Source organism: Pseudoxanthomonas sp. P4_B2 (assembly GCF_056402315.1).
Genome location: NZ_JBFUHQ010000009.1, coordinates 110,381 through 136,873, shown reverse-complemented (window position 1 = coordinate 136,873; position 26,493 = coordinate 110,381). Strand labels below are relative to the sequence as shown.

The following is a 26,493-nucleotide window of genomic DNA, read 5'->3' as shown; positions in this document are numbered from 1 at the left end:
TGCTTGCCGGTCTAGGGTGTTTGGCGGGCGGCCACTTGGTGGGCGATGTCGGGGTGGTCGCGGTAGTAGGCGGCGTTATCGGCCAGGGCGTGCCAGCGTTGGTGGTCGGCCAGGAAGCGGGTGAGGTGGCGGACGGTGCCGATCACGGTGGCGTGGGCCAGTGTGGGTGGGTCGGTGGCCAGGGTGGCGTCCAGGAGTTCCAGCAGGCAGTGCATACGGTCCAGGCAGTCGTCGGATTCGAGTTCGGCGTTGGCGCTGATGCGGTCGAGGATGTGGGGGTCGTAGGCGGCGATGCCGCGGTCGGCCAGGAGGCGATCGCCCTCGCCTTGCAGGAGGCTCAGTACGGTTTCCAGTGAGGTTGGGCCTTCGGCCAGGCTGGGCGGGATGTCGGCGAAGGTAAGTGCGGCGGGGTTGCTGGCGGTTTGGCGCGAGTGTGGGTTTGTCATGGCGACGGCTTCCTTGGTCTGTGATGCGCGCGGGGCGCTTGCTGTATGGCTAATCCATACAAGGTCCATCCATAGATACCGGACGCTGAGCGAGTCGGATACTACGAATTACGTAACCCTACCCGTGCTTTCCGGATATCTGAAAACCAGATATGGATTGGATGTCCACAGACCAAATTCTTCCGCGGGACATGCGGCGGAATCCGCTATGCGGGTTCCGCCCTACGCGGGCTCGCCTTAAATAGGTCGCCGGAGCGTGTGAATTATTTACACCCCTAGTCCGCCACGCGGGCTTTGACATTCCATTCCGCGCCCGCGAGTATCCGGCTTATGCGCTCCAATTGCGTATCCCTGGGGAGGGAACGTGCCAAACATCTCGAAACTTGTACGAATCAAGCTCAGAAACATTGGTTGTGTAGGCGATGAAGGACTATCCGTTGATTTGGACAACATCGTTTGTTTGGTCGGAAAGAACAACGCAGGCAAGTCGACTGTTCTCCGCGCCTACGAACTTGCCTTGGGAACGGAAATCTTCACTGTTTCTCATGACCGCTGCCAATGGTGCCCGGAAGACGCATCTTCCGAGGTCGAGCTTGAAGTTCATATCCCAGCAGGAATTGGAAATGTAGACGAAAAATGGAAGAAAGCTGAAGGCGACTTATTAATCGTGCGCAGTCGATGGCAGTGGGTAGGCCCAGACTACAAAAAAAACAGAGCAACCTGGGATCCTGAACTAAATGATTGGGCAGCAGAGGATAAAGCCGGCGGTGCGGATAACGTCTTCAAATCTCGCCTTCCGAAACCGCTGCGAATAGGCTCTCTACAAGATGCAGCAGAAACAGAGAGCACGTTGCTTACTCTCGCACTTGAACCGCTCATTGCAATGATCGAGAGCGAACGAAAATCTGATGAGTCAGCTTTATCAGTTGCCCTCGCCTCCGTCATTACGCGGGTAGATGAGATTAGTGCCGCACATGAAGATCACTTCAATAAGATCGCTGTAAAAGTAACTGAAGGGTTCAAAGGCGTATTCCCAAAATTGGATGTACGACTTAGCGTGAGCACGGGTCCTTTCGCACCAAAAATTGGAGCATTAGTCAAGGAAGGATCAGGCCTGCGGGTTAAGGATGGCAAAGCGGATACAACTCTCTTTCAGCAAGGAACAGGTGCTCGGCGGGCACTCTTTTGGGCGATGCTGCAAGTCCACAACGAATTGAAGAGGGAGAGAGACGTTAGAGACACCTATCGCAAGGCGATCGAAACCGAGCTTAAAAAGAAGACTACGCCGGCAGCAAGAAGTGCCGAGCTCAATGCTGCGCTAGCTGCCCATGATGCTGGCGGACCCATTCCTCAAGATGCCGAAGACCCCGCCTTTCCTGGCCACCTGCTGCTAATAGATGAGCCAGAGAACGCACTCCACCCTATGGCTGCGAGAGCCGCTCAAAGGCACCTCTACAAGCTTGCTGAAAGTTCAGACTGGCAGGTGATGATGACCACTCATTCTCCGTACTTTATCAATCCACTCGAAGATCACACGACGATTGTTCGCTTGGAGCGAGCTGCCGGCGAAGATGACGGACCAATTGTGCCCAAGACATACCGCTCCGACTCAATTGAGTTCGCTCCCGACGATAAAAAGCGTCTACAGGCTCTACAGAAAATCGATCCGAGCTTGGCGGAGATATTCTTTGGCTCTTATCCGATCTTGGTAGAAGGAGACACTGAGCATGCTGCATTCATGGCCGCTATCGTAGAGAAGCAGCATGATTTGATCGAGCGCATCACCATTGTCCGCGCACACGGAAAAGCGGTTCTCGCACCCCTGATCTCCGTCATGCAACACTTCAAGATTGATTTCGGAGTCGTCCACGATTGCGACCCGCCGTTCACAAAAAACGGAACGAATAATGGAATGTGGACAGAGAACAGAAAGATTCGCGACGCTATTGTCACTGCCCGCGCAACGGGTCTAGCCATCCGCCATAGGGTGAGCATCCCAGATTTTGAACGCTTCCTTGGTGCAGAAGAAGAATCGAAAGATAAGCCCTTGAATGCGTATCAACGCATTACTGACGACGATGAACTCTGCCAGAAAGTTCAGACTCTGTTGAATGAACTTATAGATGGGGGTCAGCATGAGCCATTCACAGATGAAGAGATTGGCGACGGAACAAACTACCTCGAGGTTATTCGCACACCCCTGACGGCGTGGGCGACTGCGAATGGACAGCAAGAAAACCCTAGATATAAAGGTAGCTTATGAGCACTGAAAGCTTAGGTCTTTGGCTAAGCGTTGCGGGATTTCTCCTGAGCTTCATTTCCGCATATACGCAAATAAAAGGCTTCTTTATCAAGGTGTTCCGCGTAAGCAGCACGGCAGCTAAGAGATGGGCAGACAAGGACCGTCGGACTACAGAAATATTCCTCCAGCAACCTTCTGCTTTCGCAGCATATCTTGCTAGCCGATTAGTGCTGCTCTTGATTTGCCTATTCTTGATCGTGATGCTCAGGCCCGTGGCATCTTGGGCTTCCATGCTTCATCCGTGGCTTGGAGCGATAACTAATCTTATCGCCCCCGTTCTTGCCGGTCTTATTTTGGGCACCATATCGGCCAACAGCGCTTCCGTATCTGCTTTAGCCAGAAAAAATTCGAGCGAGGGATAAGCACACGTAGGCTTTACGCCATTGCACGTTTTGCGCGTTTTGTTGCTGCGCTCACCTCCTCGATCCAACCATCCGGCAAGGCAAGCTTTAATTTGAGTTCGTGGGTTCCAGTTGCGGACCCACTTGCGAATGTTTCAGACATAAACCTCGGAACTTTAGCAGCCTCGTCGATAATGTGACCGGCGACTCCGACGTACAAATGATGGAGTTCGCTAAACAATTCGTCTGTGGATACAAACCTCACGGTTTCTTCCCAGTCTAATGCCCTTTGACATAGCTCGCTAAATAATCGGCACGTAGTGACTATCTCAACATCATTTCCCGGCACACCCGGCTCCCCCCATACTCGTGAGAACTCAACATTGATCAGTTGAGATAGGGCAGAAGTCATCGCACTTATCTCATCAAGTCGGCTTAAAGACCATTGCGTGAAATCTCTTTTTTCAATTCTCACATTTGGCTTTATATATAACCCACGATCTAGCGCAGTCCATCGCCTAATGATGGGAGCCATCTCAAAGCGCAATACTTCTGCGGTGAGCAGGTACTCCCAAGAATCTCCCTTCTCCAGTATTAGTCGTTCCGAGAGATGACTAAGTCGCCCAAACTCTTCGAGATGTCGTTTTTCGTAGCGAAATCTAATTTCAGCAGAAACTTTTCCGACTTGTGCGGCAATGCGGCGTTCATGGTCTTGTTGCCATTCAAATAACAAACCAGCTGGATATTTGTTAGCGTCGTCATCGATTATCTTGTGGCAATTACTGCACAACCAGATCGCGTTAGAAATAGCACTACGCTCAGATGGCGACATACTTGAGTCATAGCGTGCCGAGCCCGGATGCGCCCCAAAGATATGAGCGGCCTCGCCCACGTTCACAGAATCGTGCGGATCATCGGTAGGGCCGCTAGTTATCGCGCCACAATCAGGGTTGGAACAACGGTTCGCCGCTCGCTTAGCCAGCGTTGTGATTACCGCCTGTTTGAATCTGTCGTCAGATGCCATTTCAATCCAAGGCGATGTCAATCGAAGAACAAGATCTGAACTCATACCTTGGGCTGGCATCGTCAACTCAGCTTCCCATCGATTGAAGGGTACCAAATCGGTAGAACTAACCCAGCCTACGGGCGCGCGCGTTTCGCCTTTGGTATCAAGGGTGAGACGGCATCACCATACCATTGGTACAACAATGCGGCGAACCCTGGCTCCACATCCAAAGCGAATGCAATCTCACCTCTCAGCTTCAACACGGCAGCGGCGTTGAGGTCACCGGACACAAATCTATCCACACCAGCACGAACGCCACGCTTACGAATCCTCCCAACCGTGACGTCACCCTGCGTCGACAGATGCACTCCAGTTATCCGCATGGATGATGTTCTGCCCACCAGAACTCGTTTTCTTTCATTAACTAGAAGTCTAGGGCTCGTATTCTCTGACAAATACCGCCTAACTAGAGACTCAACTTCGAGCAATTTTTCGCGGCTGTCCGCAGTAAAGGTGAGATCATCTGAATAACGGCTATAACAGATACCGATTCGCTGACATTGGACGTCAATAAACTCATCAAACCCATACATGATTGCGTTTGAGAAAAACGGAGAGCTTGGTGCGCCGATACATAACGCCAGTGGCTTTCCGCCTTCCATGTGCCACGTAACGGCCTTTGCAATCAAATCAAGCTCAACATCGCTCGCCTGACCACCTAGCGCCGCCTTAACAAAAGCCCGTATGTCACCGATCTGAATTGACCCAAAGAAATCAGAGAAATCCATTTTTAGTAAATAACTTGCATTTCGGTGAAGAGAAGCATTTTTTGCAACTGAAGCCCCATCAATATATGCAGTTGCTCGCGCATGGATGGGAAGTTTCGCGTGAAAGAATTTCACAATTGCCCGCTGTAGAGCTTTCACTTCACGAGCAGGCTGAGCAACCCACCTGTATTCATCTCGACCTCGTTTCTTAAGTCGAAACTTCTTATACATATAGGGGGCACCTGTCGCGATTCTTCTAACGACTTGAGCAGAGACCCCAATCTCTGATGAGCAGTAGGAAACTAAGTTAACCGACATTTGAGCGCACCCATCTAATTACCGATGCTCGTCTCGGATCATGTGTTTTGTAGTACTCAACCGTGTCGACTTGCAATCTGATTCGATCGATAGGCTTTCCTCCTAGAGCAAAGGAAATGTGTGAATCCCATTTAATTGAGTAATGATATTTTGCGTGACCTTTCTTTTTGACGCCGAGCATTTGACAGTGCGTCAGCAAAAATGCGTACTGCTTCAGCTCCTTAGAAGATATTTCAAAACCTAGAGTCGTTAGATAAGTTTCTATCTCTGTGATTAGAAGAGCCCCAAATAGATCGCAGAGCTCGCAAATCATTAGCATGATATGAAGTGGATCATCTTTTTTAAGAATCGCCTCCGACAAAGGAACCGATAGTATTTCTGAGATCTTTTTTACGACCTCAACCACGTCAGCATCGAGATCATCCAGCCGCATTATTTCGCGACCCCTGTCGTCAAGTGCGATCCAGTCATATATCAGAACTCGATCATCAGCAATATTCTCGAGCCTCTGCACTGGACCGAGCCGAATGAATGAGTCTTGCTCATAGTGCACGTTGGCGACCAACGTAAGCATTCGGTCGCTGAAGCGCGTCACCGTGGAAAAAACTCCTAACTCAGCGATTGCACCACGACTTTCGACGACCAGAACAATGAGCGATGAAAGGCTCGCCAAATGCTCTTCCAGACTAACCAAGTCTGAGTACGCCTCATCCCGAAACCAGTCCTGTATCTCTTCCGCCAGCTTAATTCGGTCGGCGAGTCCGGGGTGGCCGCCCGAGCTCATCTCGCGAATTATTAAGCTTCGAAGAGATTGTGCGCCCGCTCTAATATCATGGGGACCCCCACAAAGAAAAATAAATCCGCGAAATGACTTCACTCTTGTGGACTTACTTTCCACGCTAGAGATGAAGTCAATCCGCGGATCCATATGCGCTCATTACCAAGAGAACGCCCCATGCGGCTGGCCTCGATTTACCGCGTGCTTTTGGCGGTGAAGCGAGGCCAGCCGCATGGGGCGATAAATGAGGTCAATGTGATACAGATCCGGCGCAACGCCGATCAATCCGGGCTACTCACTAGCCATTCGCGTAAAGAGCGGGTTGATTGTTCGGCTATTGCGGCGCTACGTCAATGTAAAAAAGTCACACGTCGCGCAGAACACCCCACTCCGCTGTCGCATCCCCGCTCGCTAGCCAACCCTCGGACACCTGATCCAGCGCGCCACTACACCGTCACCGAACCCGGCGACGAGGAGTCTCTCGATATGTTCTGACTAAGCGCCGTTGCCACCCAACGCCGCACGCTCAGCCGCACTCAACACCTCTACCTTTCGAATGGGCTGCCCCTCCCCATCGAAAAACAACGTAGGCCCCTGCTTCCGCAACCGCGCCCCCACAATATTGCGCAAGATCCGCAACCCACCCACCACAAACCCCAACGGCGTCGCCTTCACCTTCCCCGCCGCCGACCCCGCATTGATCACCACCTCCCCCTGCGCCCCAAACGCCTGATCCACTTCCCAGGCCGGCGACAGCCCCGTAGTGATGACCCCCACATAAGAAACCTTCGCATCGCGCGGCGTATTGCCCAGCGGCGTACGGCAACAGACCGCATACCAGCGCAACAGCCCTTTCTCGCTGAGCGACATGCACGCGATCTGCTCGCTACCGGAAGTGAAGTGCACCGCCGCCGGATTCATCGCCACGATGTCCGTGCCCCCCTGCGCATCGACGACGCCGGGCCGGTCCAACCAACGCGCATACGCCTGGCAATCCCGGCAATAACACTTGGCCCGCACATAGACCTGGTCCGTTTCCACCCTGCCCTGCACCCGCCCGCACTCGCAGCGCAACGACAACGCCATGGCAACGTCCTTGCCTGATCCGGAACACGCTTGTTAACGGCCGCACACGTACGAAGACGTGAAGGCGACAAAGACAGACCGAACCCGCGTCAGGCCGGCGCCACCTGCCAAACCGCCTCGGCCCTGACGAACACCCCGCCGCGCTGGCGCATGCCACTGGCCAACCAAACCCCCGACACCTGATCCATCGGCAGATCCAACATCCGCCACTGCACCGTCACCGAACCCGCCGCCATCGCCGACAACCGATCCGGTTGCGACAACAAAGCCGCCATCGACTGACGCTCCCGCACCGGCGTATCCACCAACGCCTGCAACGCCGTCCCCAACAACCCCAACTCCTGCAGCGCCTCCCCACCCAGCCCGCTGATCAGATAATCCAGTTGCAAGCCCAACTCCGGCCGCACCCGCCGCCCATCCGCCCCGATCGTCGGCACCGCCCGTACCAAAGGCAGCACCCCCACCCGGAACAAATGCACCGACAACCCCGACAACTCCTCGCCCTCTGGCGAAGGCGGCCCCACCAACACCGGCGTGCCCGACGGCACCGCCGCCTGCACCAACCCACGCAAAGCATCGGTAGCGACCGCAATCAACTGATCGGATGACATAGCGCCTTCCCCCATCGTTGCCCGCCTGCATTAAGCCCAAGCCACCCCCTCATTGCAAACCTGGCCTCTGGCCCCCGGCGCCCACGTTCTTTTCGCAGATGACCTACGCCCACCCACACCCCTCGCCCGACCACCGCAGGTCACCCGCATGAACCACCTCGGCAAAGCGTTCGCCTCGTTGGCCCTGTTCCTGTTGCTACTGCTGGGCGTGGCCGGCCTGTGGACCCTGCGCGAAGGCGGCCGCGACGACCTGCACCAACTGCTCACCACCGGCGAAGTCCGCGAACTGCAACCCGCCCTGTTCCAATCCGCCCCGCTGCGCACCGACCAGGGCGGCGCCGACCGCGTCTACCTGCTCAGCGTCCAATCCGAAACCATTACCCAACTCTCCTTCGGCCGCCGCACCAGCAGCCGCCCCCGCCGCGACCTGCTGCACGTGGACCTGTGGGCCATCGACGCCGCCACCGGCACCCTGGCCTGGCGCAAACGCCTGCGCACCTACGAAGGCGAACAACGCGCCAGCCGCGATTTACGCGGCTTCGACCTGCTGGGCGCCGACGGCAAGACCTTGTGGCTGACCGTCGACGGACCGCTGGGCGTGTCATTGGCCGACGGCAGCGTGGTCGCCGACGGCGCGCGCATCGATGCCAGGAATCCCGCGATGGCCGGCAAGCGCGTCGACGAAGCGGGCTATATCGCCTTCGGCCGGCATGGCCTGCAACTGACCTTGAACGACGCCAGCCAATGGCGCATCGACGCCAGCGACCTGAGCGCCGCCCCGCGCGATACGCCGGTCCGCGACCCGAACGGCATCGTGCCGCCGGCCAAACGCGGCAGCGGATCTTCTTCCACCTTCCTCACCCGCGCCCTGCCCATCGGCGAACGCTGGTTGGGAGTGATGACCGACAAGGAAGCCGACTTCTACGGCAACAAACCCGTCATCCCCGGACGCGATCCCAACGAACGCCCCGGCGTGATGCAGCAGTTCCTGGAAGAGAACCACGTGCCCGCCCCGCTCAACGAACCGCTGCCGCAGCAATACCGGCTGTGGGGTGCGCGCGTGATCCAGGTGTCGGCCGCACCGTCGGACTGGCCCCGCCAACTGCCGGACCACTGGGGCAAGCGGCCGCAGTTCAGCGACTACCGCGTGCTGCCCGAATCGCCGCAATTCCTGCGCGCCGGCCTGCTGCACGACGGCAGCGAACCGGAACAAGCGCTGTGGTACCGGCAACCGGACAGCGTGCTGGTGCTGCACACCGACCAACTGGGCCAGCAAGGCCGCCTGCGACTGACCCGCGTCTCCGGACCCGCCGGCAAACCGGTGTGGAGCGCCGCGCTGCCGATGGATCAGCTGCACTCGGTGATGCGCAAAGACAACGACGTGTTGCTGCTGGGCAGCGAACCGCCCGCGGCGACGGATGAAAAAAGCCAAGAGGAAGGACCGCATTTGAAAGCGGTGCGGGTGGAGGTGATCAGCGGCAAGATCACTGTGCTGGATTTGACGGCGGAAAGCCTCTTGTAGGAGCGTTGTGCGTTGTAGGAGCGACGCGAGTCGCGAAGCTCTGAAAAATTCAACCTCCCTCGCATGCCGCAACCTGACAATCCGTGGCGGGATACGGCGAGGGTTCTGAAGCGGTGAGGGCTTCGCGACTCGCGTCGCTCCTACAAAGGCGGGGCGCGCGTCTACAACTGTTACCAGATCAAATCGTCCGGCACTTTGAATTGGCTGTAGTAATCGTCGTCCGCGCCGTCGCCGCTTCGATCGCCTGGCTTGCCGTGGTCGAGCACGACCATCGCCGCCTCGCGGGCGTAGACCTTGTCGGCGGCGGCACGCGGGATCACCGCATAACCGGGGTCGTGGCGGACGATCACCAGCGCGCCGCTGGCCAGTTGCTTGCGCACGGTTTCGTCGACCAGCAGGTTCTTGATGACGCCTTCGTCGGTGAAACCATAGACGATCTCGCCGACGAGTTTCAGCTTGTTCTGTTCGACGATCTGCCGCGCCTGCGCGCGCTGTTCGTGCAAGCGCGTCTGCGCGTTGCGCTCGGCGGCCAGGGCGCGGTCGCGTTCGGCTTTTTCCTGGCGCAACCGTTCGGCCTCGGCCTGCTCCGCGCTGGGCGCGGGCGGCGCCTTGCCGTGGCGCTGCTTGGCCTGCTCGCGCGCCACCTCGGCGACCTTGGACTTCTTGACCAGGCCGGCTTTGAGCAGTTGTTCTTGCAGGGGGTTACGCATGGAGATGGAACCGTGGACCGAAGAGACCGCGGTCATGATAACCGCCGTCTACGGCAGCGCCGATCTATTGCCCGGGCTGCAGATACTTCGCCACCGACAAGGCCCCTATCTGCCTGCCCATCGCCACGCCCACCTCGGTGGAGTTGCGGAAATGCACGCCGTCGTAGATGCGCGCCTCGGAGACTTCCTGGATGAAGTCGTCGACGGTGGTCCATTCGCGACGGGCGCCGTCGGCGGTATAGCTGGTGGTGGCCAGCACCGGAACAGCTCCCGTGCCCAGCTCCCCCTTCAACACCGTGCCTAGGGCCGAGGACACGATGCAATGCGCGCACGGATACTCCGGATGCAGGGGCGTGTCGATGAAAGGAACCCAGGACGCCTCGCGCTCGGTCGCGTCGTTGCCGTCCAGGTCGCCATTGCGGATGGCGGTGATGGGACGCCAGAAGTTGTAGTGGTACTTGGCATCGAAGACCGCGATCAGCGCGTCGTCCACCGCCTGCGACACCGCCATCAGCAGGCGCGCGTTGCGAGTGACATCGCGCCCGTTCTGGTCGGCCACCGACCGCACCACGCCGTAATAGATGATGGGCAGGGTGGCTTCCCAGAAGCGCGCCATGTCGGTTTGCGCGGCGGTGCGACGCGAACCGGTCTTGCCGCCGACCGCTTTGATTTCGTTGTAGTCGCGCACCCAAGTCTGGCTGGAAAGCGCCGGCGGCGGACCCGGACGGAACTGCGCCGCTTCGCGCATCAGCCACGGCGTGCGCTGCGGCCACTGCGGCACCGCCGGCAACGTGGTGGGCACGTAGGCGCCGGCCTGGGTGAGCGGTCGGTAGCTTTCGACCGGCGCAACGACATCCTGCGCGCGCGAAGCCAGAACCGCGGCCGCGGCTTGTTCGCCCACGGCGATGCCATCGCGCTTGGCTTGCCCTTCGGGAATCTTCGCCAATGCGGCGGCGTAGGCGGCGTCGATGGCGGCCTGCTGCGCGCTCATCAGCTTGAGCAGGACGGCGCGGTTGGCTGCGGCAACGGCGGCGTCCACCGAGGCGCCCGCAGGTGCGGACAGCGCAACGTCACTGGGCGCGTACTGATGGGTGATGGCATTGGTCGCGAGGTAGACGGAGGTCTGCACCAGTGCGATGGCGCGATTGGAGAGCGGCGGCGGCAGCTTGGCGTCGGCGGTGATTTGGGTAACGGTGCGGTTCCAGTCGGTCACCACGTCGGCCCGGACCTGTGGACTGACCGCGAAACCGACGAGGACCAGCCACATCGCAGCGTGAAGGCGAGACAAGCTGTTCATGGACGCACCCCGGGCATTGCCTGCCTTAGGAAACGAGGAAGCGGGTCATGCCAGGACAGTGGGCCATCGTGCTGGCCGGCCCATCGTCGCGTTATCTATTGCCGCTTCCAATGTGCGCGATCCTTGCGGACAGACGATCGCTCCCATTCCGCATCGACTCTTTCGAAGTCCACAAAACTTTCGTGGACTCAGCGCCAGCCTGCGTCGCGGGCCCGGCGCTCCTCGGCAGCATCCAAAGGATCGCCGCTCATCCTGGCGGTCGCTTCGGCCAGCACCGCCGCTGGTAGGGCGGTGGACGCCTGGCGCAGCTCCCCGGCTTGCGCGGTCGATTCGACGACCACCGGAACCTTCCAGTGGCCGCTGCTCTCGCGACAGGCCAGCCCCGCCAGCGGTTGCGAACCTTCGACCGCAAAACTGCGGCAATAGTGGCCCGCCGCATCGCGGAAGGTCAGGCCGACAGCCACTGCTCCGCCTGGTTCCGGGGCGCTGGCCAGTTGCCGCTCCAGGCTACTGGCGAGGTCGGCGCCGGCCACCAGCGCGCCACCTTCTCCAGCAGACAGGAGAGCCGTATCGGGCTTCGAAACCCACTGCGAAACCGCGACGCCGAGCAGCAGCGACGCGGCCATCGCCGCCCACTGCGGCACACCCCATCGCGACCGCGGCGCCGGCGTCGCACGCGACGGCAGCGGGACCACGTTTCCGGACTCTGCAGGCGACGGGCGCAGCATCCGCGTGAGCGCCTCGGGCACCGGTTCGTCCAGCACCTGCGCATAGGCGTCGCCCAGCGAACGGCGCAGCGCGAACTGGCGGGCCACCGCCTCGGCTATCGCCGGATCGGCTGCGATGGCAGCTTCCACCTGCGCGGCCTGCGCGGGCGTCAGCTCGCCATCCACATAAGCCATCAGCAGTTCGGCATCCACGCTCATGCTCCTGTTTCTTCCACGCCGCCCAGCAGCGCCTGCAGCGCCTCGCGGCCGCGCGCCAAACGGCTGGTGAGCGTCCCGATCGGCACCGCCAGGGCTTCGGCGGCTTCGCGATACGAAAGCCCTTCGATCAACACCAGTGCAATGGCCATTCGCTGTTCCTCAGGTAGTTGCTGCATGGCGGCCTGCACCGTCATCGCCAGTTCGCGTCCCTCGATCGGCGACTCGCCGACGTGGGCCCCCTGTTCTTCCGGCGCGAATATCTTCTGTCCGCGCTGGCGTGCCCGCACTTCGTCGATCCAGGCGTTGCGGATGATGCCGAACACCCACGCGTCCAGCCGCGTGTCGCGGCGCCACTGACCAGACCGCGCCAATACCCGCTCCAGCGCCACCTGCAGCAGATCGTCGGCGTCGGCAGGATGCCGGGCCAGAGTGCGCGCGAAGCGTCGCAGGCGCGGCAGCATTTCGCACAGCGCGTCCGCCATCTCCGCATCGATCGCATTCGACTTCATCGCACTCGACTTCATGGAATACGTTTCACAGGGCTGTTTTATTCCCTTACGCCGTACGCGGGGCCGGGCGGGCCGGATGCTAGCATGCGCGCCGCACGGCCCAGGGATGGATTGGAAGCTCCCGAACGTAAGGTCCTAGATGAAGCCGACACTTTCCCGATTGCTGCTGCTCTGCGCTTGCGCAGCGCCTGGATCGGCCGCAGCGCAGCTGTTGCCCGCGCGCCTACCAAGTCTGCCCTCGCCCGTCGGCGAAGTCGTGACGGCGCCGCTTGGCCAGACTTTGGGAACCCTGCGGCAGGTGAATATCGACCGGCTGCTGCGTCAGCACCGACGCGAACTCGATACCGACCGCAACGGCGCACCGGTGGTAAGGAGCAGGATAGTGGCGCTGGATCCATCGCCGGAGGCGATATCGCGCGCGCGCGACGCGGGCTTCTCGGTCGAACGCGAGAGCGAACTGTCGGAACTGGGCCTGCATCTGGTGGTACTGGCGGTCCCCGAGGGCATGCGCACGCGTAGCGCTCTGAGCAAGCTGCAGCGGCTCGACCCGTCGGGCCACTACGATTACGACCATATCTACCTGGGCGCCGATGCCGCACCCACGGCAACGAAGGTCGGATCGTATGCCGTTGCTGCTGCGGGATCCTCCGCGCCAGGAACTGCAGTTCGCGTTGGCCTGGTCGACGGCGGCGTGGACGCGTCCCATCCTTCCCTAATCGGAACCGACGTTCGCACCTGGGGCTGCGGGGGTATTGCGCATCCGAACGCGCATGGCACGGCCGTGGCGTCGCTGTTGGCCGGTGCGCCGGCGACGGCCGGCCGACAACAGCAAGCCGGCACCCGCAGCGAACTCTTTGCTGCCGACATCTATTGCGGCGCGCCCACCGGCGGCGCCGTCACCGAGTTGGCGCAGGCACTGGCGTGGCTTTCGCGCGAGCGGGTGGCGGTGATCAATCTGAGCCTGGTGGGACCGCCCAATGCCGTGCTGGAGCGTCTGGTGGATTCGATGCTGCGGCGGGGCCATGTACTGGTCGCAGCCGTCGGCAACGACGGACCCGCCGCACCGCCGCTCTACCCTGCTGCCTACGCGGGCGTGATCGGCGTGACTGCCATCGACGCACACGGACGCACCCTGCCCGAAGCCGCGCGCGGACCGCAGGTGGACTTCGCCGCCCCCGGTTCCGGCCTCGATGCCGCAAACGCCGGGGCAGGTTTCAAGTCCGTGCGCGGCACCTCCTTCGCCGCGCCGCTGGTGGCACGCCGCGCTGCCGAGTCGGCCCGCGCACCTGCCGCGGGTTTGTCGGCCTCGGTCATGGCGATGCTGGAGCGCGAAGCGCTGGACGCCGGTCCGAAGGGCCGCGACGACCGTTATGGCGACGGAGTGCTGGCGGCCGACGAACAGGCGCGCTGGTCGCAGCGATGAACGAAAGGTGAAGCCTGCGGCCGCGAAGGAAGAAACCGGCGCCGGCATTCGTAGGACTCCATGAAGCCGCGGATCGTCCGCTGCGATGGAGATGACGATGAACAACAAGACTCTGACTGCCGCTGTCTTCGCGGCCCTCCTGGCCGCCGCTGCGCCTGGAGCCAATGCGCAAGGGCTGCTGGGCGGCGGCGGCAACATCGGCGGAGGACTGGGCGGCGCCGTGGGCATCGACCCGGGCAGAGGTGGACTGCTCGGCGGCGCGGGCACGGGCGCGGATTTGGGCGGCACCTTGCGCGATACCACCAACAGCGCCCGCCAAGCCGCAGCCGAACAGCGTGCCGCGCTGCGCGAAGCCAAGCGCGCCGCACGCGAACAGGCGCGGCTTGATCGGCTGAACGCGGAAGCGGCCGGCGCCGCCGATGGGCAGGCGCAAGGCGGCCTCGTCGCCGGCGACGACAATGGGTCGGCACAGGGCTCGGGAGTGATCGGTGGCAACCTGGTCGGTGGTCTTGCCACCGCACCGGCCTCCGGCGCCGGTGCGTCTGGCGCTGAAGAGGCGCGCGCGGCAGGGAGCCAAGCTGCTGGTCTTGTTCCGAACGCCGGACAGCTTGCAGGCGACGCCACGGCGCGTGCCCAGGACACTGCGAAGTTGGCGTCCAACGCCGCCGCTGCGGCGCGGGGTTCTGCTGTGGGTTCGGCTGCCGGCAGCGCGAATGGAGTTGCCGGCGCCGCTGGACGCTCGGCCTCGACAGAGGGCGCCGGATCGCTGGCCGGACAGGCCATGGCCAACGGCGGACGCACGGATGAGCGCGACACCGGCGACGGCAGCGCGGCCGCTACGCCACTCTCCGCTGCAGGCAGCGCGATCGCGCGCGGAACGGGCGCGCTCCACGGTGCCGGCGGATCCACTGCGGATGGCTCGCCATCGGCTGGCGAGCGCAACGCTGGCAACAGTGAGGAAGGTCGGACCGACGCGCCGCCGCCGCGCCAGGCACCGCGAGCGCGCACCAGCGGAAATGCCAACGCCAATGCGAACGCTAGCGCGTCGCGACGCGGCGCGTCGGCAAGCGCCGCCGGCTCGGTAGGGGCCGAGGGCTCGGTCGAAGACTGAGCGATCGAGTGCGATACAAAGCGGGAGCCCATCGGCTCCCGCTTTTTTTCTGTCCGCGGCCGCGACTCGCGTCGCTGCCGCAGAGCCTGGACACACCACCGGCATCCGGCGCTGCGCCGCTACATATTGCGGCGGTACTCCCCACCCACATCGTAAAGCGCATGACTGATCTGCCCCAGGCTGTGCGTCTTCACCGCTTCGACCAGCGCCTCGAAGACATTGCGGCGGTCGCGCGCGGCCTGTTGCAGATAGCCTAGACCGTGGCCGTCGTGAACTTCCACGTCCTCCGAATCGACCACATGCCCGTGCGAAGTCTCGCCATCCGGCGCCAGCGCGTTGCGCGACTGCTGCCAGCCCAGCACGTTGGCGATTTGCTGACCCTTTTCTTCCTCGGTGGAGCGGATCAGCTCGATCTCGGTGGTCACCTCGCCGCCGTGCTCGCGCGGCAGGAAGGTGTTGACGCCCACTAGCGGCAGACTGCCGTCGTGCTTCTTGTGCTCGTAGTACAGCGACTCTTCCTGGATCTTGCCGCGCTGGTACATCGTATCCATCGCGCCCAGCACGCCGCCGCGTTCGCTGATGGCCTCGAACTCCTTGTACACGGCTTCTTCGACCAGATCGGTCAGGTAGTCCACGGCGAAGCTGCCCTGCCACGGATTCTCGATGAAGTTGAGGCCCAGTTCTTTGTTGATGATCATCTGGATGGCGACCGCGCGGCGCACGCTCTCTTCCGTCGGCGTGGTGATGGCTTCGTCGTAGGCGTTGGTGTGCAGCGAGTTGCAGTTGTCAAATAGCGCGTACAACGCCTGCAGCGTGGTGCGGATGTCGTTGAACTGGATTTCCTGCGCGTGCAGCGAACGGCCCGAAGTCTGGATGTGGTACTTCATCATCTGGCTGCGCTCGTTGGCGCCGTAGCGCTCGCGCATCGCTCTTGCCCAGATGCGGCGGGCGACGCGGCCGATGACCGTGTATTCCGGATCCATGCCGTTGCTGAAGAAGAACGACAGGTTGGCGGCGAAGTCGTCCACCTTCATGCCGCGCGCCAGGTAGTACTCGACGATGGTGAAACCGTTGCTCAGAGTGAAGGCGAGTTGCGAGATCGGGTTCGCTCCGGCCTCGGCGATGTGGTAGCCGGAGATGGACACCGAATAGAAATTGCGCACGCCGTTGTCGACGAAGTACTGCTGGATATCGCCCATCATGCGCAGGGCGAACTCAGTGCTGAAGATGCAGGTGTTCTGCGCCTGGTCTTCTTTCAGGATGTCGGCCTGCACCGTGCCGCGCACGGTCTTGAGCGTCTGCGCCTTGATCCGCGCATAGGTGTCGGCATCGACCACCTGTTCGCCGGTGACGCCAAGCAAACCCAGACCCAGACCGTTATTGGTGGGCGGCAGTTCGCCGTGGTACTGCGGACGGCGGCGGCCTTCGAACAGCTTGTCGATGGTCTTCTGCGCCTCGGCCCAGCGCTGTGGATCTTCCTTCAGATAGCGCTCGACCTGCTGGTCGATGGCGGTATTCATGAACATGGCCAGGATCATCGGCGCCGGGCCGTTGATGGTCATCGACACCGAGGTGGTAGGCGAACACAGGTCGAAGCCGGAGTACAGCTTCTTCATGTCGTCCAGGGTGGGAATGTTGACGCCGGAGTTGCCGATCTTGCCGTAGATGTCCGGGCGCGGCGCGGGATCTTCGCCGTACAGCGTCACGCTGTCGAAAGCGGTGGACAGACGCGCGGCGGGCTGGCCGACCGACAGATAGTGGAAGCGGCGGTTGGTTCGCTCCGGCGTACCTTCGCCGGCGAACATGCGGATGGGGTCTTCGCCGGTGCGACGGTACGGATACACGCCGCCGGTGTAGGGATAGCTGCCCGGCAGGTTTTCCTTGCCCAGGAAGGTCAGCAATTCGCCCCAGGATTTATAAGTGGGCGCGGCGATCTTGGGGATGGGCTGATGGCTGAGCGATTGGCGATAGTTCTCGCCGGTGACGGCCTTGCCGCGCACTTCGTAGGTGAAGTGTTCGTCGGTGATCGACTTCAGACGCTGCGGCCATTCGCGCAGGAGCTTGAGGTTTTCGTTGGTGAGGGATTGGACGGCATCTTGGTAGCGCTGGCGGAGGGTCAGCAGTGATCGGTCGCCGCCGCCGGTCAGGTCGTCCGCGGCGAAAAGATCCAGTGCCTTCGGCAGTTTCGCATCGTCGATATCGCGCAGCGATTCCCAGTAGTGCTGGGCGCGGCTGGCGGTTTCGGCCTGTTTCTCGATGGTGTGGTTGAGGGCCCGGCCCTGCTCGGCGATCTCGGCCAGGTAACGCACGCGCGCGCCCGGAATCAGCACGGTGGCGCGCGGCTCCTTCAGCGAGGTGTCCAGCTGCGGCGTCCACTTCTGCGCGGGCAGCGAGAGTTTTTCGCGCAGCAGGCGGCACAAGTTGACGAACATCCAGCTGATGCCGGGATCGTTGAACTGGCTGGCGATGGTGGGATACGCGGGCACGTCTTCGTCGGCGGTCTGGAACGCGACGCGGTTGCGCTTCCATTGCTTGCGCACGTCGCGCAGGGCGTCTTCGGCGCCGCGCTTGTCGTATTTGTTGAGCACGATGAGCTCGGCGAAGTCGAGCATGTCGATCTTCTCCAACTGGCTGGCCGCACCGTATTCGCTGGTCATCACGTACATGGGGAAGTCGACCAGGTCGACGATTTCCGAATCGCTCTGGCCGATGCCCGCGGTCTCGACGATGACCAGGTCGTAGCCCAGGCCCTTGAGGAAACCTATGCAGTCCTTCAAAACCGTATTAGTGGCCGCATGCTGGCGGCGCGTGGCCATGGAACGCATGTACACGCGGTGGCTGCGCAGCGAGTTCATGCGGATGCGGTCGCCCAGCAACGCGCCACCGGTGCGGCGGCGAGTGGGATCGACCGAGATCACCGCGATGCGCATCTGCGGAAAGCTGGCCAGGAAGCGGTTCAACAATTCGTCGGTGACCGATGACTTGCCGGCGCCGCCGGTGCCGGTGATGCCGACCACGGGCGTCTTGCTGCCGGCCAGCTGCCACTGCTTGCGCAGGCGTGCGAGTTCGGAGTCGTCCAGCGCGCCTTCCTCGATGGCGCTGAGCATGCGGCCGATGGAAATCTCGTCGTCGATGGCGATGTGCGCAGGCTTGTCGGTGGGCAGGCGATGATGGGTGGCGCGTTCCACCACGTCCTCGATCATCTCCACTAGTCCCATCTTCATGCCGTCGTTGGGGTGGTAGATGCGCTCCACGCCGTAGGACTGCAACTCGCGGATTTCCTCGGGAGTGATGGTGCCGCCGCCGCCGCCGAATACGCGGATATGCGAGGCGCCGCGCTCGGCCAGCATGTCGACCATGTACTTGAAATATTCGACATGCCCGCCCTGGTAGGACGACAAGGCGATGGCGTCGGCATCTTCCTGCAAGGCCGCGCGCACGACGTCCTCGACGCTGCGGTTATGGCCCAGGTGGACCACTTCGGCGCCCTGCCCCTGGATCAGGCGGCGCATGATGTTGATCGCCGCGTCATGCCCGTCGAACAGGCTGGCGGCGGTGACGAAGCGCAGCGGCGTGTTATCGCTCTGCGTGGCGGGAAGATTCGAAGCCGGCGTGCTCATGCGCGCCCTCACGTGCATTTGAACAAGCGCCGATTGTAGCCGTCGCAGCGTTATCTCCCTATGCGATTAAAGGTGGGTGGGCCTCCATGCCCACCCGTATGCATCGCCTGCTAGGAGGGTCAGGCGATGCCGAACGGCAGATTAGGAGAGGAGACGACGCGTTCGCCGATGGTTTCGCCCTGGAGGAAACGCAAGGCTTCGGCGATCACTTGCGGTTCCGCGGCAATGCGGTGGTGCCCCAGCCCAGTGGTGGTGAGCAGACGGGCCTGCGGCCAGTAGCGCGCATAGCGCTCGCCTTCCGCCCACGGCACTTCACGGTCTTCGAGGTCGTGCACGACCAAGGCCGGACGCGCGATGAAAGGCGCATTGACGTGCACCTGCAAGCCGGCGACCGGGATTTGGAAACGCTTCTCCCACTCGTCGAAAAGATGATCGCGCAGCGATTGCGCCAGCCCCACCGCGCGGCCGAAACGGTCGGCGGCGGCCATGGGATCGGCAGCCGGCGCGATCAGCACGGTGCGCTCGGCTTGCATACCTTTGGACAGCGCGAGCATGGTGGCCGCGCCGCCTAGCGAATGGCCGACTACCGCGGCCAGCGACCCATAGTGCTTGGCGACCTGGAACAGAGTTTCGGCGAAGGAAGGCAACGTGGCGCGGCGGCCGCTACTGCGGCCATGGGCGAGTTGATCGAAGGTAACCACCGCGTAGCCTGCTTGGCGCAGCGCGCGCACCCAGGGCGCGAAACGCAGGCCGAAGCTGGACCAGCCATGCGCCAGCAATACCAGCGGCTGACGCGTGGGATCGCCCCATAGATAGGTGGCGACACGGTGCTCGCCGTGCTCCAACAACTCGATGCGTGCGCCCAGAGTGTCGGCGGCCAACGCCCGCTCCCGTGCACCCGGCATGGGCGTGCCGAACAAGCCGAACGCGCGATGCAGGGTCGCCTTGGGCATCAGCCATCCACCGATAGCGAAACCGGCGCGCATCACCGCGAAACGTAACGATGTCACCAGCGATTTTAGAACGATCGTGCTATTTCCAGATTTAGCGATGGCAGCCATGACGATGCCCTCCGTAGGTTTCAGTCGGGATGGATTGTGGGAGTAGTGGCTTAGGGGGAGTAAGAGCGGATCAGACGTTCGAACGAGCGCCGCGCCAGGGCTTCGGCGCGGGCTGGGTCGTGCAGGCGGGTGTTGTGCATGCCATCGACCAGCGCCGCCAGTTCGAAGGCCATGAGTTGGGGATCGGTATCGGCGGCTAGCTCGCCGGATTCGATGCAGTGGGTCACCGCCTTGGTCAGCTGAGCATCCCACTGGCTCAGCCAGCCCACGATCCGGTCGCGCATCGGGCCCGGGCGGCCGTCGTATTCGCCGGCAGCGGCCAGGATCACGCAGCCCTCCTCGCTGGCCAGCACCCAGTCGAACCAGCCCGAAACGATGGCACGCAGACGCTGCAAACCACGCGGCTGCGCCAGTGCGGGACGCACTACGGTTTCGGTGAAACGCTGTGCGGTCCATTCCAGCACGCTGAGCTGCAGGTCCTCGCGGGAACCGAAATGGGCGAATACCCCACTCTTGGACATGCCGACCGCGGTGGCCAGCTCGCCGATGGACAGGCCTTCCAACCCGTTACGCCGAGCGATGCCGAAGGCGCGCTCGACGATCAGCTCACGGGTGGCGGTGCCCTTGGAAGTGGTGGCAACAGGAGTCATGGCGCAATAAATAGCACGACCGTTCGTGTTATTCAATGCCGTTGGTCGGCGGACTTTGCCTCCCCTTTGGCAAAGAGGGATTGAGGGGGATTTGCTCTTGCTTTGAAGCAAGATCAAGAGCAAATCCCCCGTAGCCCCCCTTTGCCAAAGGGGGCAAAGCAAAAACCCCGCGCGTACATACACGACCACCTTCTCCGCCACCGGAAGCGACGCATCGCCGCCTTGCAAGAAGCCAGCCTTCTGCGCCCAGCTGCTGACGGCCCTGTCGCGACGATTGGATTAGACTGTGCGCATGCGACGCCCTTGCCCGCTTTCGGCAACGTCGCTTTTTTGTTTCCAGTCAATCCTTTAGGCACAGTTCCTGGCAACTTGCAGCAGCCAACCGGCAGCGCAATTCGGAGCCCTCCCCATGATTTTCGAAACCCTTGATATATCCGGCCACGAACAGGTGGTGTTCTGCAACAACAAGGACGCGGGACTGAAGGCGATCATCGCCATCCATAGCACCGTGTTGGGTCCTGCGCTGGGCGGCGTGCGCATGCGTCCTTACGCCGACACCCAGGCCGCGCTGACCGATGCGCTGCGGCTCAGCCGCACCATGACCTATAAGAACGCGTTGGCTGGCCTGAATGTCGGCGGCGGCAAGGCAATCCTGATCGGCGACCCGGCCAAGGACAAGACCGAGACCGCATTCCGCGGCTTCGGCCGCTACGTCGATTCGCTGGGCGGGCGCTACATCACTGCCGAAGACATGGGCACCGACGTCAACGACATGGAAAACGTGTACCGAGAGACCGAGTACGTGGTCGGCGTGCACCAGGTGCATGGCGGTTCCGGCGATCCGGCTCCGTTCACCGCTTATGGCGCGTTGCAGGGCTTGATGGCGACCTTGAACAAGAAGTTCGGCAACGAGGAAATCGGCAAGTACAGCTATGCCGTGCAGGGCCTGGGCCACATCGGCATGGAGTTCCTGAAGCTGTTGAAGGAACGCGGCGCCAAACTCTTCGTGGCCGACCTGAATTCCGCGCTGGTGGAACGCGCGGTCGAAGAATACGGCGCCGAGGCGGTCAAGCCCGACGAGATCTACGACCTGCCGGTAGACGTGTTCTCGCCCTGCGCCATGGAATACGCGATCAACGCCGAAACCCTGCCGCGCCTCAAGGCCAAGATCATCTGCGGCACTGCCAATAACCAGATGTCGCACCTCACCGGCAACGAAGCCGCCAAGCGCGGCATCCTGTATGCGCCGGACTACGCGGTGAACGCCGGCGGGGTGATGAACGTGTCGCTGGAGATCGACGGCTACAACCGCGAACGCGCGATGCGCCTGATGCGCAACATCTACCACAACGTCGGCAGCATCTTCGAGCTGTCCGAACGCGAAGGCATCGCGCCGCAGTACGCCGCAGACCGCATCGCCGAGGCGCGCATCGCCTCGATCGGCAAACTGAAGCTGCCGCTGGGACGTACCGCACCCCGTTTCATGGGACACCTGCGCGGCGAGCACTAATCTCGCCACGCCGGCCGCAAAAGGAGGGAGGACCGAATGCGACCCGTTTCAATCCACGCTTTTCCGCTAGGCGAAGAGATCGACGCCCTGCGCGAGGCGGTACGCCGCTTCGCCGACAGCGAGATCGCGCCGCGCGCCGAAGCGATCGATCACGACAACATTTTTCCGCAGGACCTGTGGCCCAAGCTGGGCGAACTGGGGTTGCTGGGCCTGACCGTGCCGGGAGAATACGGCGGCACCGACATGGGCTACCTAGCGCATCTGGTGGCGATGGAAGAGATTTCGCGCGCCTCCGGCTCGGTCGGGTTGAGCTATGTCGCTCACTCCAACTTGTGCGTGTCCAATCTGTACGCCAACGGCACCGAAGCGCAGCGTCAGCGGTATCTGCCCAAGCTGTGCAGCGGCGAGTGGAAAGGCGCGCTGGCGATGAGCGAGCCGGGCGCCGGTTCGGACGTGGTCGGTTCGATGAGTTGCCGCGCCGAGCTTCGTTCAACTGCGGGCCGCGGCGACGTCTGGGTCGCCAACGGCAGCAAGATGTGGATCACCAACGGCCCAGAGGCCGATGTGCTGGTCGTATACATGCGCACCGCCGGCAAGGAATGCGGTTCCAAGTGCGTCACCGCCTTCATCGTCGAAAAAAGCATGAAAGGTTTCCGCACCGCGCAGAAGTTGGACAAGCTGGGCATGCGCGGCAGCAACACCTGCGAACTGGTGTTCGAGGACTGCGAGATCCCCGCTGAAAACGTGCTGGGCGAAGTGAACAATGGAGTCAAAGTGTTGATGGCCGGCCTCAATACCGAGCGCCTGGTAATCAGCGGCGGCCCATTGGGGCTGATGCAAGCGGCGCTGGATGCCGCCCTGCCCTACGTGCGCGAACGCAAGCAGTTCGACGCCGCCATCGGCACCTTCGGCCTGATGCAGGGCAAGATCGCCGACATGTATACCGCCCTGCAATCCAGCAGGGCCTTCGCCTATCAGGTGGGACGCGATTACGACGCTGGTCACCAGTCGCGCGCCGCGGCCGCCGGCTGTCTGCTGCATGCGTCGGAAGCCTGCGTGCAGGTGGCGCTGGAAGCCATCCAGGCGCTAGGCGGCAACGGCTACATCAACGAATACCCCACCGGACGTCTGCTGCGCGATGCCAAGCTGTATGCCATCGGCGCCGGCACCAACGAGATCCGCCGCATGCTAATAGGCCGCGAACTGTTCGATGGGCGAGGCTAACCCGCTTGCGCGGCATGCCGCGCGGGTTAGCCGAGCGCCCGGCGTGCTTCGCCGGGCCGGACTGAGGTTGACCTGCTTACGCGGCATGCCGCGCGGATCAACCGAGCGCCCGGCGTGCTTCGCTAGGCCGGACCGAGGCTGACCTGCTTACGCGGCATGCCGCATAGTCAGCCGAGCACCCGGCGTGCGTGCCGATCACATTTAGGACGAAGCTGAACGAAACATGTTGCAACGCGGCTGGATTCAGCCCCCGTTCCATGACATCGTTTTACGTGCCGCCCGTCACAATTTCGGCCTGCGGCTTGTTTCTAAAGTTACGCACTCGCGCAAGACAGAACTTTCCCTCAACGCCTAAGGCTCCCCCGAGCTGATGGGCCGACACTCAAGGAATGAAGATGTCCCTCTCTTTACGTAAAAAGCGCATCGCCTTGGCGACCGCGTTGACCGGACTGGCTTGTCTCGCCGCTTGGGCGGCGGCCTCCCTCTCGGGCGGCACATTCGGCACGTCTTCTACTTCTGACGGATTCGACGGCGGCACGGGCTTCTCCGCAACCGCTGCGGGTAACACGAGCGGAAGCAGCGATGCGGCTTTGACCGCGGTAGACGACCGGCAACAGACGCACATCGTCGTGTTCCGCGACGCGCCCCTGGCCACCTATCAAGGCAACGTCGCCGGCATCGCCAAACCCGCCCGCAAGGGCAACGGGCGTGGCCGAATCGACGTCGCCGGTCCGCAGGCGCGCGCCTACGTGAAACATTTGGAAGACAAACAGCGCGGCTATGAGGGCCGTATCGACCAGGCGTTGGGCCGTCAGGTGAAGGTGACCCAGCGCATGCAGCACGCGCTCAACGCGATCGTCACCTCGATGTCGCCGCTGGAGGCCGAGGCCATCAGCCGGCTGCCCGAAGTGCAACTGGTCGAAGCCTATCGCGAATATGCGCTGGATACCGATGTCAGCCCGCCGCTGATTGGTGCGACCACGGTTTGGAATGGCGTTTCCTTGCCGCTGGGCGACGGCCCGGACCGCACCCGCGGCGAAGGCGTGGTGGTCGGAATCATCGATACCGGCATCAATTTCGGCAGCCCATCGTTCGCCGCGACGGATCCGGTAGACGGCTATGTGCACACCAATCCGAACGGCTCGGGCAACTACCTAGGCACCTGCGCCCCCGGTGGCGTGGATGCCGGTCGCTGCAACGACAAGCTGATCGGTGGTTACGACTTCATCTGCGGTGTTGGCGCACCGGCGAACGCTTGTGGCGTCACCGGCCTGCGCGAAGAACCCGGCTTCGGCGATACCAACGGTCACGGCAGCCACACCGCCTCGACCGCTGCCGGCAACAGTCGTCCCACGGTGTTCAACGGAAGCCAGGTCACGATTTCCGGCATGGCACCCCGCGCCAATCTGATCGCCTACGACGTCTGCTACACCACCATCTCCACTGGCCAGGGTTCCTGCCCCAATGTGTCCTCAGCGGCGGCAGTGAACCAGGCCATCGCAGATGGCGTCGACGTCATCAACTTCTCGATCGGCGGCGGCGCATCGCCGTGGTCGGAAGCCGTATCGCTAGCGTTCCTCAATGCCACCGATGCCGGTGTGTTCGTCGCTGCTTCGGCCGGTAACTCCGGACCGGGCGCGGCCACCCTCGGCAACGTGCAGCCCTGGGTCACCTCGTCTGCCGCCACACGCCATCGCCTTGGCGGGTTCACCTCGGTGCTTGCCGTCAGCGGCCCCGGCGCCCCGCCAGCGAACCTGCAGCGAGTCTTGCTCAGCCCGGGCTCCGGTGGCGTTGGCCTGCAGGCACCGTTGCCCGCAACGACTCCGCTGATCATCAGCCCCTTGATCAATGCCGCCAACGACGGCTGCGCTGCCTATGCCGCCGGTCAGTTCCAGAATGCGATCGCGGTGATCCGCCGAGGCACCTGCTCGTTCTCGATCAAGACCAACAATGCGGCCGCCGCAGGCGCGCTGGTGGTGGTGCTCGCGAACAACACAACGGGCGGTATCAGCCCCAGCGTTCCCGGAACCACAATCCCGGCGTTCGGCGTGACCCAGGCCATCGGCAATGCCCTTCGCGATTTTGCCCAAGCCAACGGCGGCGCCACCGCGGCCATCAACGTGGCGCCCAATGCCATCGACGCGCTTGCCGACTTCAGTTCGCGCGGCCCGGGCGGATTCGACATGCTGAAACCCGACCTCAGCGCACCGGGTGTCGATGTGCTGGCGGCCTATGCCGGCACCACGCTCACCGGCTTCGAGAACCTGACGACCACCCTCAGCGGCACCTCTATGGCCTCGCCGCACACCGCAGGCGCGGCGGCCCTGATGCGACAGCTGCATCCGTCGTGGACGGTGCCGGAGATCCAGTCCGCGCTGAAGATGACGGCCAACGAGAGCGTGCTGCTGGAAGACCAGACCACACCGGCCAATGCGCATGCCGCCGGCTCCGGCCGGCTTCAGGTCGACCGCGCCGCACGTGCGGGCTTGGTGCTCAATGAGACCAAGGCGAACTATCTGGCAGCCAATCCGACGATCGGTGGCGATCCGTCCACCCTGAACCTGGCCAGCTTCGAAAAGGCCAACTGCCAAGGGACCTGCAGTTTCGTCCGTACCGTGCGCAACACGCTGCCGTACAAACACCAGTGGAAGCTGACACTGCAAGGCGTCAACGGCAGCGTCAACGGTTCCGCCGGGTCGGCGGCCCTGTTGCTCAAGCCCGGCGAGTCGCGGCAGATCCTGGTCGTCATCAACAACGCGGCACAGGCGGCCGACGGCAGTTACCGCTACGGATCGCTGGTGATCGCACCGCACAACTCGGCCAACGGCAACCAGTCCTTGCCCACCCTGCACATGCCGATCGCCGTGCGGGTACCGCCGCCGCCGCCGCCTTCGACGACGTTGGCGAATGGTGTGCCCCTCGCGGTCGCGGGCGCCGCCGGTAGCAACAGCTACTACAACCTGGTGGTCCCCGCGGGCGCCACCAGCGTCAGCTTCGTCTTACAGGGCGGCACCGGCGATGCCGACCTGTTCGTGAAGTGGGGCGAGGCACCGACCACCTCGTTCGACTGCGTGTCCGCCGGCGGCTCGAACAACGAGTCCTGCACGCTGCCTGCGCGGGCTGGCACTTATTACGTGCGCATCGAAGGTTTCGCCGCGTATTCAGGCGCGACCCTCACCGGCAGCTACCAGTAACCGGGGAAGCAAAGCTTAACGACTGGGCCCGGAGCAATCCGGGCCCTTTTTTTGGGCGGCACCGCCAAAACAGCGACATCC

Annotated in this window: 21 protein-coding genes; 8 read left to right on the top strand and 13 right to left on the bottom strand. The window is 62.3% G+C overall.

Annotated features, from left to right (window positions below; all coding sequences use genetic code 11):
• Positions 1–11 precede the first annotated feature (11 nt).
• Positions 12–446: a hypothetical protein gene (locus tag AC1DTQ_RS18150; RefSeq protein ID WP_477851396.1), complete on the bottom strand. Its 435-nt coding sequence runs from the start codon at positions 444–446 to the stop codon at positions 12–14.
• Positions 447–810: 364 nt separating this feature from the next.
• Between AC1DTQ_RS18150 and AC1DTQ_RS18145 the strand changes: the two genes are divergently transcribed.
• On the top strand, positions 811–2,709 hold the full coding sequence (locus AC1DTQ_RS18145; protein WP_477851394.1) for an ATP-dependent nuclease: 1,899 nt from the start codon (positions 811–813) through the stop codon (positions 2,707–2,709).
• Positions 2,706–3,110 carry a hypothetical protein gene (locus tag AC1DTQ_RS18140; RefSeq protein WP_477851393.1) on the top strand — a complete coding sequence of 135 codons (405 nt, stop codon included), beginning with the start codon at positions 2,706–2,708 and terminating at the stop codon, positions 3,108–3,110. The genes AC1DTQ_RS18145 and AC1DTQ_RS18140 overlap by 4 nt, the downstream gene beginning before the upstream one ends.
• A 13-nt stretch (positions 3,111–3,123) precedes the next feature.
• Here AC1DTQ_RS18140 and AC1DTQ_RS18135 read toward each other — a convergent pair whose 3' ends face one another.
• The 5 genes from AC1DTQ_RS18135 to AC1DTQ_RS18115 form a co-directional block, all read right to left on the bottom strand.
• Complete coding sequence (locus AC1DTQ_RS18135) at positions 3,124–4,113, bottom strand: HNH endonuclease (RefSeq protein WP_477851392.1); 990 nt, start codon at positions 4,111–4,113, stop codon at positions 3,124–3,126.
• Positions 4,114–4,229: 116 nt separating this feature from the next.
• Positions 4,230–5,180, bottom strand: coding sequence for a retron St85 family RNA-directed DNA polymerase (locus AC1DTQ_RS18130; protein ID WP_477851391.1), 951 nt, complete (start codon positions 5,178–5,180; stop codon positions 4,230–4,232).
• Positions 5,170–6,108 (bottom strand): retron St85 family effector protein, encoded by a 939-nt coding sequence (locus AC1DTQ_RS18125; RefSeq protein ID WP_477851389.1) that lies wholly within the window; start codon positions 6,106–6,108, stop codon positions 5,170–5,172. The genes AC1DTQ_RS18130 and AC1DTQ_RS18125 overlap by 11 nt, the downstream gene beginning before the upstream one ends.
• 345 nt (positions 6,109–6,453) lie before the next feature.
• On the bottom strand, positions 6,454–7,044 hold the full coding sequence (locus AC1DTQ_RS18120; RefSeq protein ID WP_477851388.1) for a DUF6151 family protein: 591 nt from the start codon (positions 7,042–7,044) through the stop codon (positions 6,454–6,456).
• A gap of 89 nt (positions 7,045–7,133) precedes the next feature.
• Entirely contained in the window at positions 7,134–7,655 is a 522-nt protein-coding gene (locus AC1DTQ_RS18115) for a Pvc16 family protein (protein ID WP_477851387.1), read from the bottom strand.
• Positions 7,656–7,803: 148 nt separating this feature from the next.
• Here AC1DTQ_RS18115 and AC1DTQ_RS18110 point away from each other — a divergent pair, with 148 nt between their 5' ends.
• Positions 7,804–9,177 carry a PA2928 family protein gene (locus AC1DTQ_RS18110; RefSeq protein ID WP_477851386.1) on the top strand — a complete coding sequence of 458 codons (1,374 nt, stop codon included), beginning with the start codon at positions 7,804–7,806 and terminating at the stop codon, positions 9,175–9,177.
• A 170-nt stretch (positions 9,178–9,347) separates the two neighbouring features.
• Here AC1DTQ_RS18110 and AC1DTQ_RS18105 read toward each other — a convergent pair whose 3' ends face one another.
• From AC1DTQ_RS18105 to AC1DTQ_RS18090, 4 genes are all read right to left on the bottom strand, one after another.
• Positions 9,348–9,887: a DUF2058 domain-containing protein gene (locus AC1DTQ_RS18105; protein ID WP_477851384.1), complete on the bottom strand. Its 540-nt coding sequence runs from the start codon at positions 9,885–9,887 to the stop codon at positions 9,348–9,350.
• Between the two features lie 64 nt (positions 9,888–9,951).
• The gene (locus AC1DTQ_RS18100; RefSeq protein ID WP_477851382.1) at positions 9,952–11,184 is read right to left on the bottom strand and encodes a vanadium-dependent haloperoxidase; all 1,233 of its coding nucleotides are present in this window, start codon (positions 11,182–11,184) and stop codon (positions 9,952–9,954) included.
• A 188-nt stretch (positions 11,185–11,372) separates the two neighbouring features.
• Entirely contained in the window at positions 11,373–12,110 is a 738-nt protein-coding gene (locus AC1DTQ_RS18095) for a zf-HC2 domain-containing protein (protein ID WP_477851381.1), read from the bottom strand.
• Entirely contained in the window at positions 12,107–12,634 is a 528-nt protein-coding gene (locus AC1DTQ_RS18090) for an RNA polymerase sigma factor (protein WP_477851380.1), read from the bottom strand. Before AC1DTQ_RS18090 ends, AC1DTQ_RS18095 begins: the two co-directional genes overlap by 4 nt.
• Positions 12,635–12,758: 124 nt before the next feature.
• On the opposite strand from AC1DTQ_RS18090, the gene AC1DTQ_RS18085 reads away from it, so the two are divergent.
• Together AC1DTQ_RS18085 and AC1DTQ_RS18080 are read left to right on the top strand one after the other, a co-directional pair.
• On the top strand, positions 12,759–14,042 hold the full coding sequence (locus tag AC1DTQ_RS18085) for a S8 family serine peptidase (protein ID WP_477851378.1): 1,284 nt from the start codon (positions 12,759–12,761) through the stop codon (positions 14,040–14,042).
• Between the two features lie 97 nt (positions 14,043–14,139).
• Entirely contained in the window at positions 14,140–15,153 is a 1,014-nt protein-coding gene (locus AC1DTQ_RS18080) for a hypothetical protein (protein WP_477851377.1), read from the top strand.
• 119 nt (positions 15,154–15,272) lie between these two features.
• Here the strand turns inward: AC1DTQ_RS18080 and AC1DTQ_RS18075 are convergent, their stop codons facing one another.
• The 3 genes from AC1DTQ_RS18075 to AC1DTQ_RS18065 all read right to left on the bottom strand — a co-directional run bounded on the left by AC1DTQ_RS18075 (position 15,273) and on the right by AC1DTQ_RS18065 (position 20,484).
• Complete coding sequence (locus tag AC1DTQ_RS18075) at positions 15,273–18,773, bottom strand: methylmalonyl-CoA mutase family protein (protein WP_477851376.1); 3,501 nt, start codon at positions 18,771–18,773, stop codon at positions 15,273–15,275.
• 119 nt (positions 18,774–18,892) lie between these two features.
• On the bottom strand, positions 18,893–19,834 hold the full coding sequence (locus AC1DTQ_RS18070) for an alpha/beta hydrolase (RefSeq protein ID WP_477851375.1): 942 nt from the start codon (positions 19,832–19,834) through the stop codon (positions 18,893–18,895).
• A gap of 50 nt (positions 19,835–19,884) precedes the next feature.
• Positions 19,885–20,484: a TetR/AcrR family transcriptional regulator gene (locus AC1DTQ_RS18065; protein WP_477851373.1), complete on the bottom strand. Its 600-nt coding sequence runs from the start codon at positions 20,482–20,484 to the stop codon at positions 19,885–19,887.
• A gap of 409 nt (positions 20,485–20,893) precedes the next feature.
• Between AC1DTQ_RS18065 and AC1DTQ_RS18060 the strand changes: the two genes are divergently transcribed.
• The 3 genes from AC1DTQ_RS18060 to AC1DTQ_RS18050 all read left to right on the top strand — a co-directional run bounded on the left by AC1DTQ_RS18060 (position 20,894) and on the right by AC1DTQ_RS18050 (position 26,412).
• A complete protein-coding gene (locus AC1DTQ_RS18060; protein WP_477851372.1) occupies positions 20,894–21,994 on the top strand; it encodes a Glu/Leu/Phe/Val family dehydrogenase in 1,101 nt (366 codons plus the stop codon).
• Between the two features lie 36 nt (positions 21,995–22,030).
• On the top strand, positions 22,031–23,218 hold the full coding sequence (locus tag AC1DTQ_RS18055; RefSeq protein ID WP_477851371.1) for an acyl-CoA dehydrogenase family protein: 1,188 nt from the start codon (positions 22,031–22,033) through the stop codon (positions 23,216–23,218).
• Between the two features lie 395 nt (positions 23,219–23,613).
• Positions 23,614–26,412 carry a S8 family serine peptidase gene (locus tag AC1DTQ_RS18050; RefSeq protein WP_477851369.1) on the top strand — a complete coding sequence of 933 codons (2,799 nt, stop codon included), beginning with the start codon at positions 23,614–23,616 and terminating at the stop codon, positions 26,410–26,412.
• The last annotated feature ends 81 nt before the right edge of the window (positions 26,413–26,493 follow it).

Excerpts from the sequence above, each read along its gene's own strand:
- AC1DTQ_RS18150 (WP_477851396.1), bottom strand. The coding sequence starts at position 446 with ATGACAAACCCACACTCGCGCCAAACCGCCAGCAACCCCGCCGCACTT.
- AC1DTQ_RS18140 (WP_477851393.1), top strand. The coding sequence starts at position 2,706 with ATGAGCACTGAAAGCTTAGGTCTTTGGCTAAGCGTTGCGGGATTTCTC.
- AC1DTQ_RS18135 (WP_477851392.1), bottom strand. The coding sequence starts at position 4,113 with ATGGCATCTGACGACAGATTCAAACAGGCGGTAATCACAACGCTGGCT.
- AC1DTQ_RS18130 (WP_477851391.1), bottom strand. The coding sequence starts at position 5,180 with ATGTCGGTTAACTTAGTTTCCTACTGCTCATCAGAGATTGGGGTCTCT.
- AC1DTQ_RS18125 (WP_477851389.1), bottom strand. The coding sequence starts at position 6,108 with ATGGATCCGCGGATTGACTTCATCTCTAGCGTGGAAAGTAAGTCCACA.
- AC1DTQ_RS18120 (WP_477851388.1), bottom strand. The coding sequence starts at position 7,044 with ATGGCGTTGTCGTTGCGCTGCGAGTGCGGGCGGGTGCAGGGCAGGGTG.
- AC1DTQ_RS18115 (WP_477851387.1), bottom strand. The coding sequence starts at position 7,655 with ATGTCATCCGATCAGTTGATTGCGGTCGCTACCGATGCTTTGCGTGGG.
- AC1DTQ_RS18110 (WP_477851386.1), top strand. The coding sequence starts at position 7,804 with ATGAACCACCTCGGCAAAGCGTTCGCCTCGTTGGCCCTGTTCCTGTTG.
- AC1DTQ_RS18105 (WP_477851384.1), bottom strand. The coding sequence starts at position 9,887 with ATGCGTAACCCCCTGCAAGAACAACTGCTCAAAGCCGGCCTGGTCAAG.
- AC1DTQ_RS18100 (WP_477851382.1), bottom strand. The coding sequence starts at position 11,184 with ATGAACAGCTTGTCTCGCCTTCACGCTGCGATGTGGCTGGTCCTCGTC.
- AC1DTQ_RS18095 (WP_477851381.1), bottom strand. The coding sequence starts at position 12,110 with ATGAGCGTGGATGCCGAACTGCTGATGGCTTATGTGGATGGCGAGCTG.
- AC1DTQ_RS18090 (WP_477851380.1), bottom strand. The coding sequence starts at position 12,634 with ATGAAGTCGAGTGCGATGAAGTCGAATGCGATCGATGCGGAGATGGCG.
- AC1DTQ_RS18085 (WP_477851378.1), top strand. The coding sequence starts at position 12,759 with ATGAAGCCGACACTTTCCCGATTGCTGCTGCTCTGCGCTTGCGCAGCG.
- AC1DTQ_RS18080 (WP_477851377.1), top strand. The coding sequence starts at position 14,140 with ATGAACAACAAGACTCTGACTGCCGCTGTCTTCGCGGCCCTCCTGGCC.
- AC1DTQ_RS18075 (WP_477851376.1), bottom strand. The coding sequence starts at position 18,773 with ATGAGCACGCCGGCTTCGAATCTTCCCGCCACGCAGAGCGATAACACG.
- AC1DTQ_RS18070 (WP_477851375.1), bottom strand. The coding sequence starts at position 19,834 with ATGGCTGCCATCGCTAAATCTGGAAATAGCACGATCGTTCTAAAATCG.
- AC1DTQ_RS18065 (WP_477851373.1), bottom strand. The coding sequence starts at position 20,484 with ATGACTCCTGTTGCCACCACTTCCAAGGGCACCGCCACCCGTGAGCTG.
- AC1DTQ_RS18060 (WP_477851372.1), top strand. The coding sequence starts at position 20,894 with ATGATTTTCGAAACCCTTGATATATCCGGCCACGAACAGGTGGTGTTC.
- AC1DTQ_RS18055 (WP_477851371.1), top strand. The coding sequence starts at position 22,031 with ATGCGACCCGTTTCAATCCACGCTTTTCCGCTAGGCGAAGAGATCGAC.
- AC1DTQ_RS18050 (WP_477851369.1), top strand. The coding sequence starts at position 23,614 with ATGTCCCTCTCTTTACGTAAAAAGCGCATCGCCTTGGCGACCGCGTTG.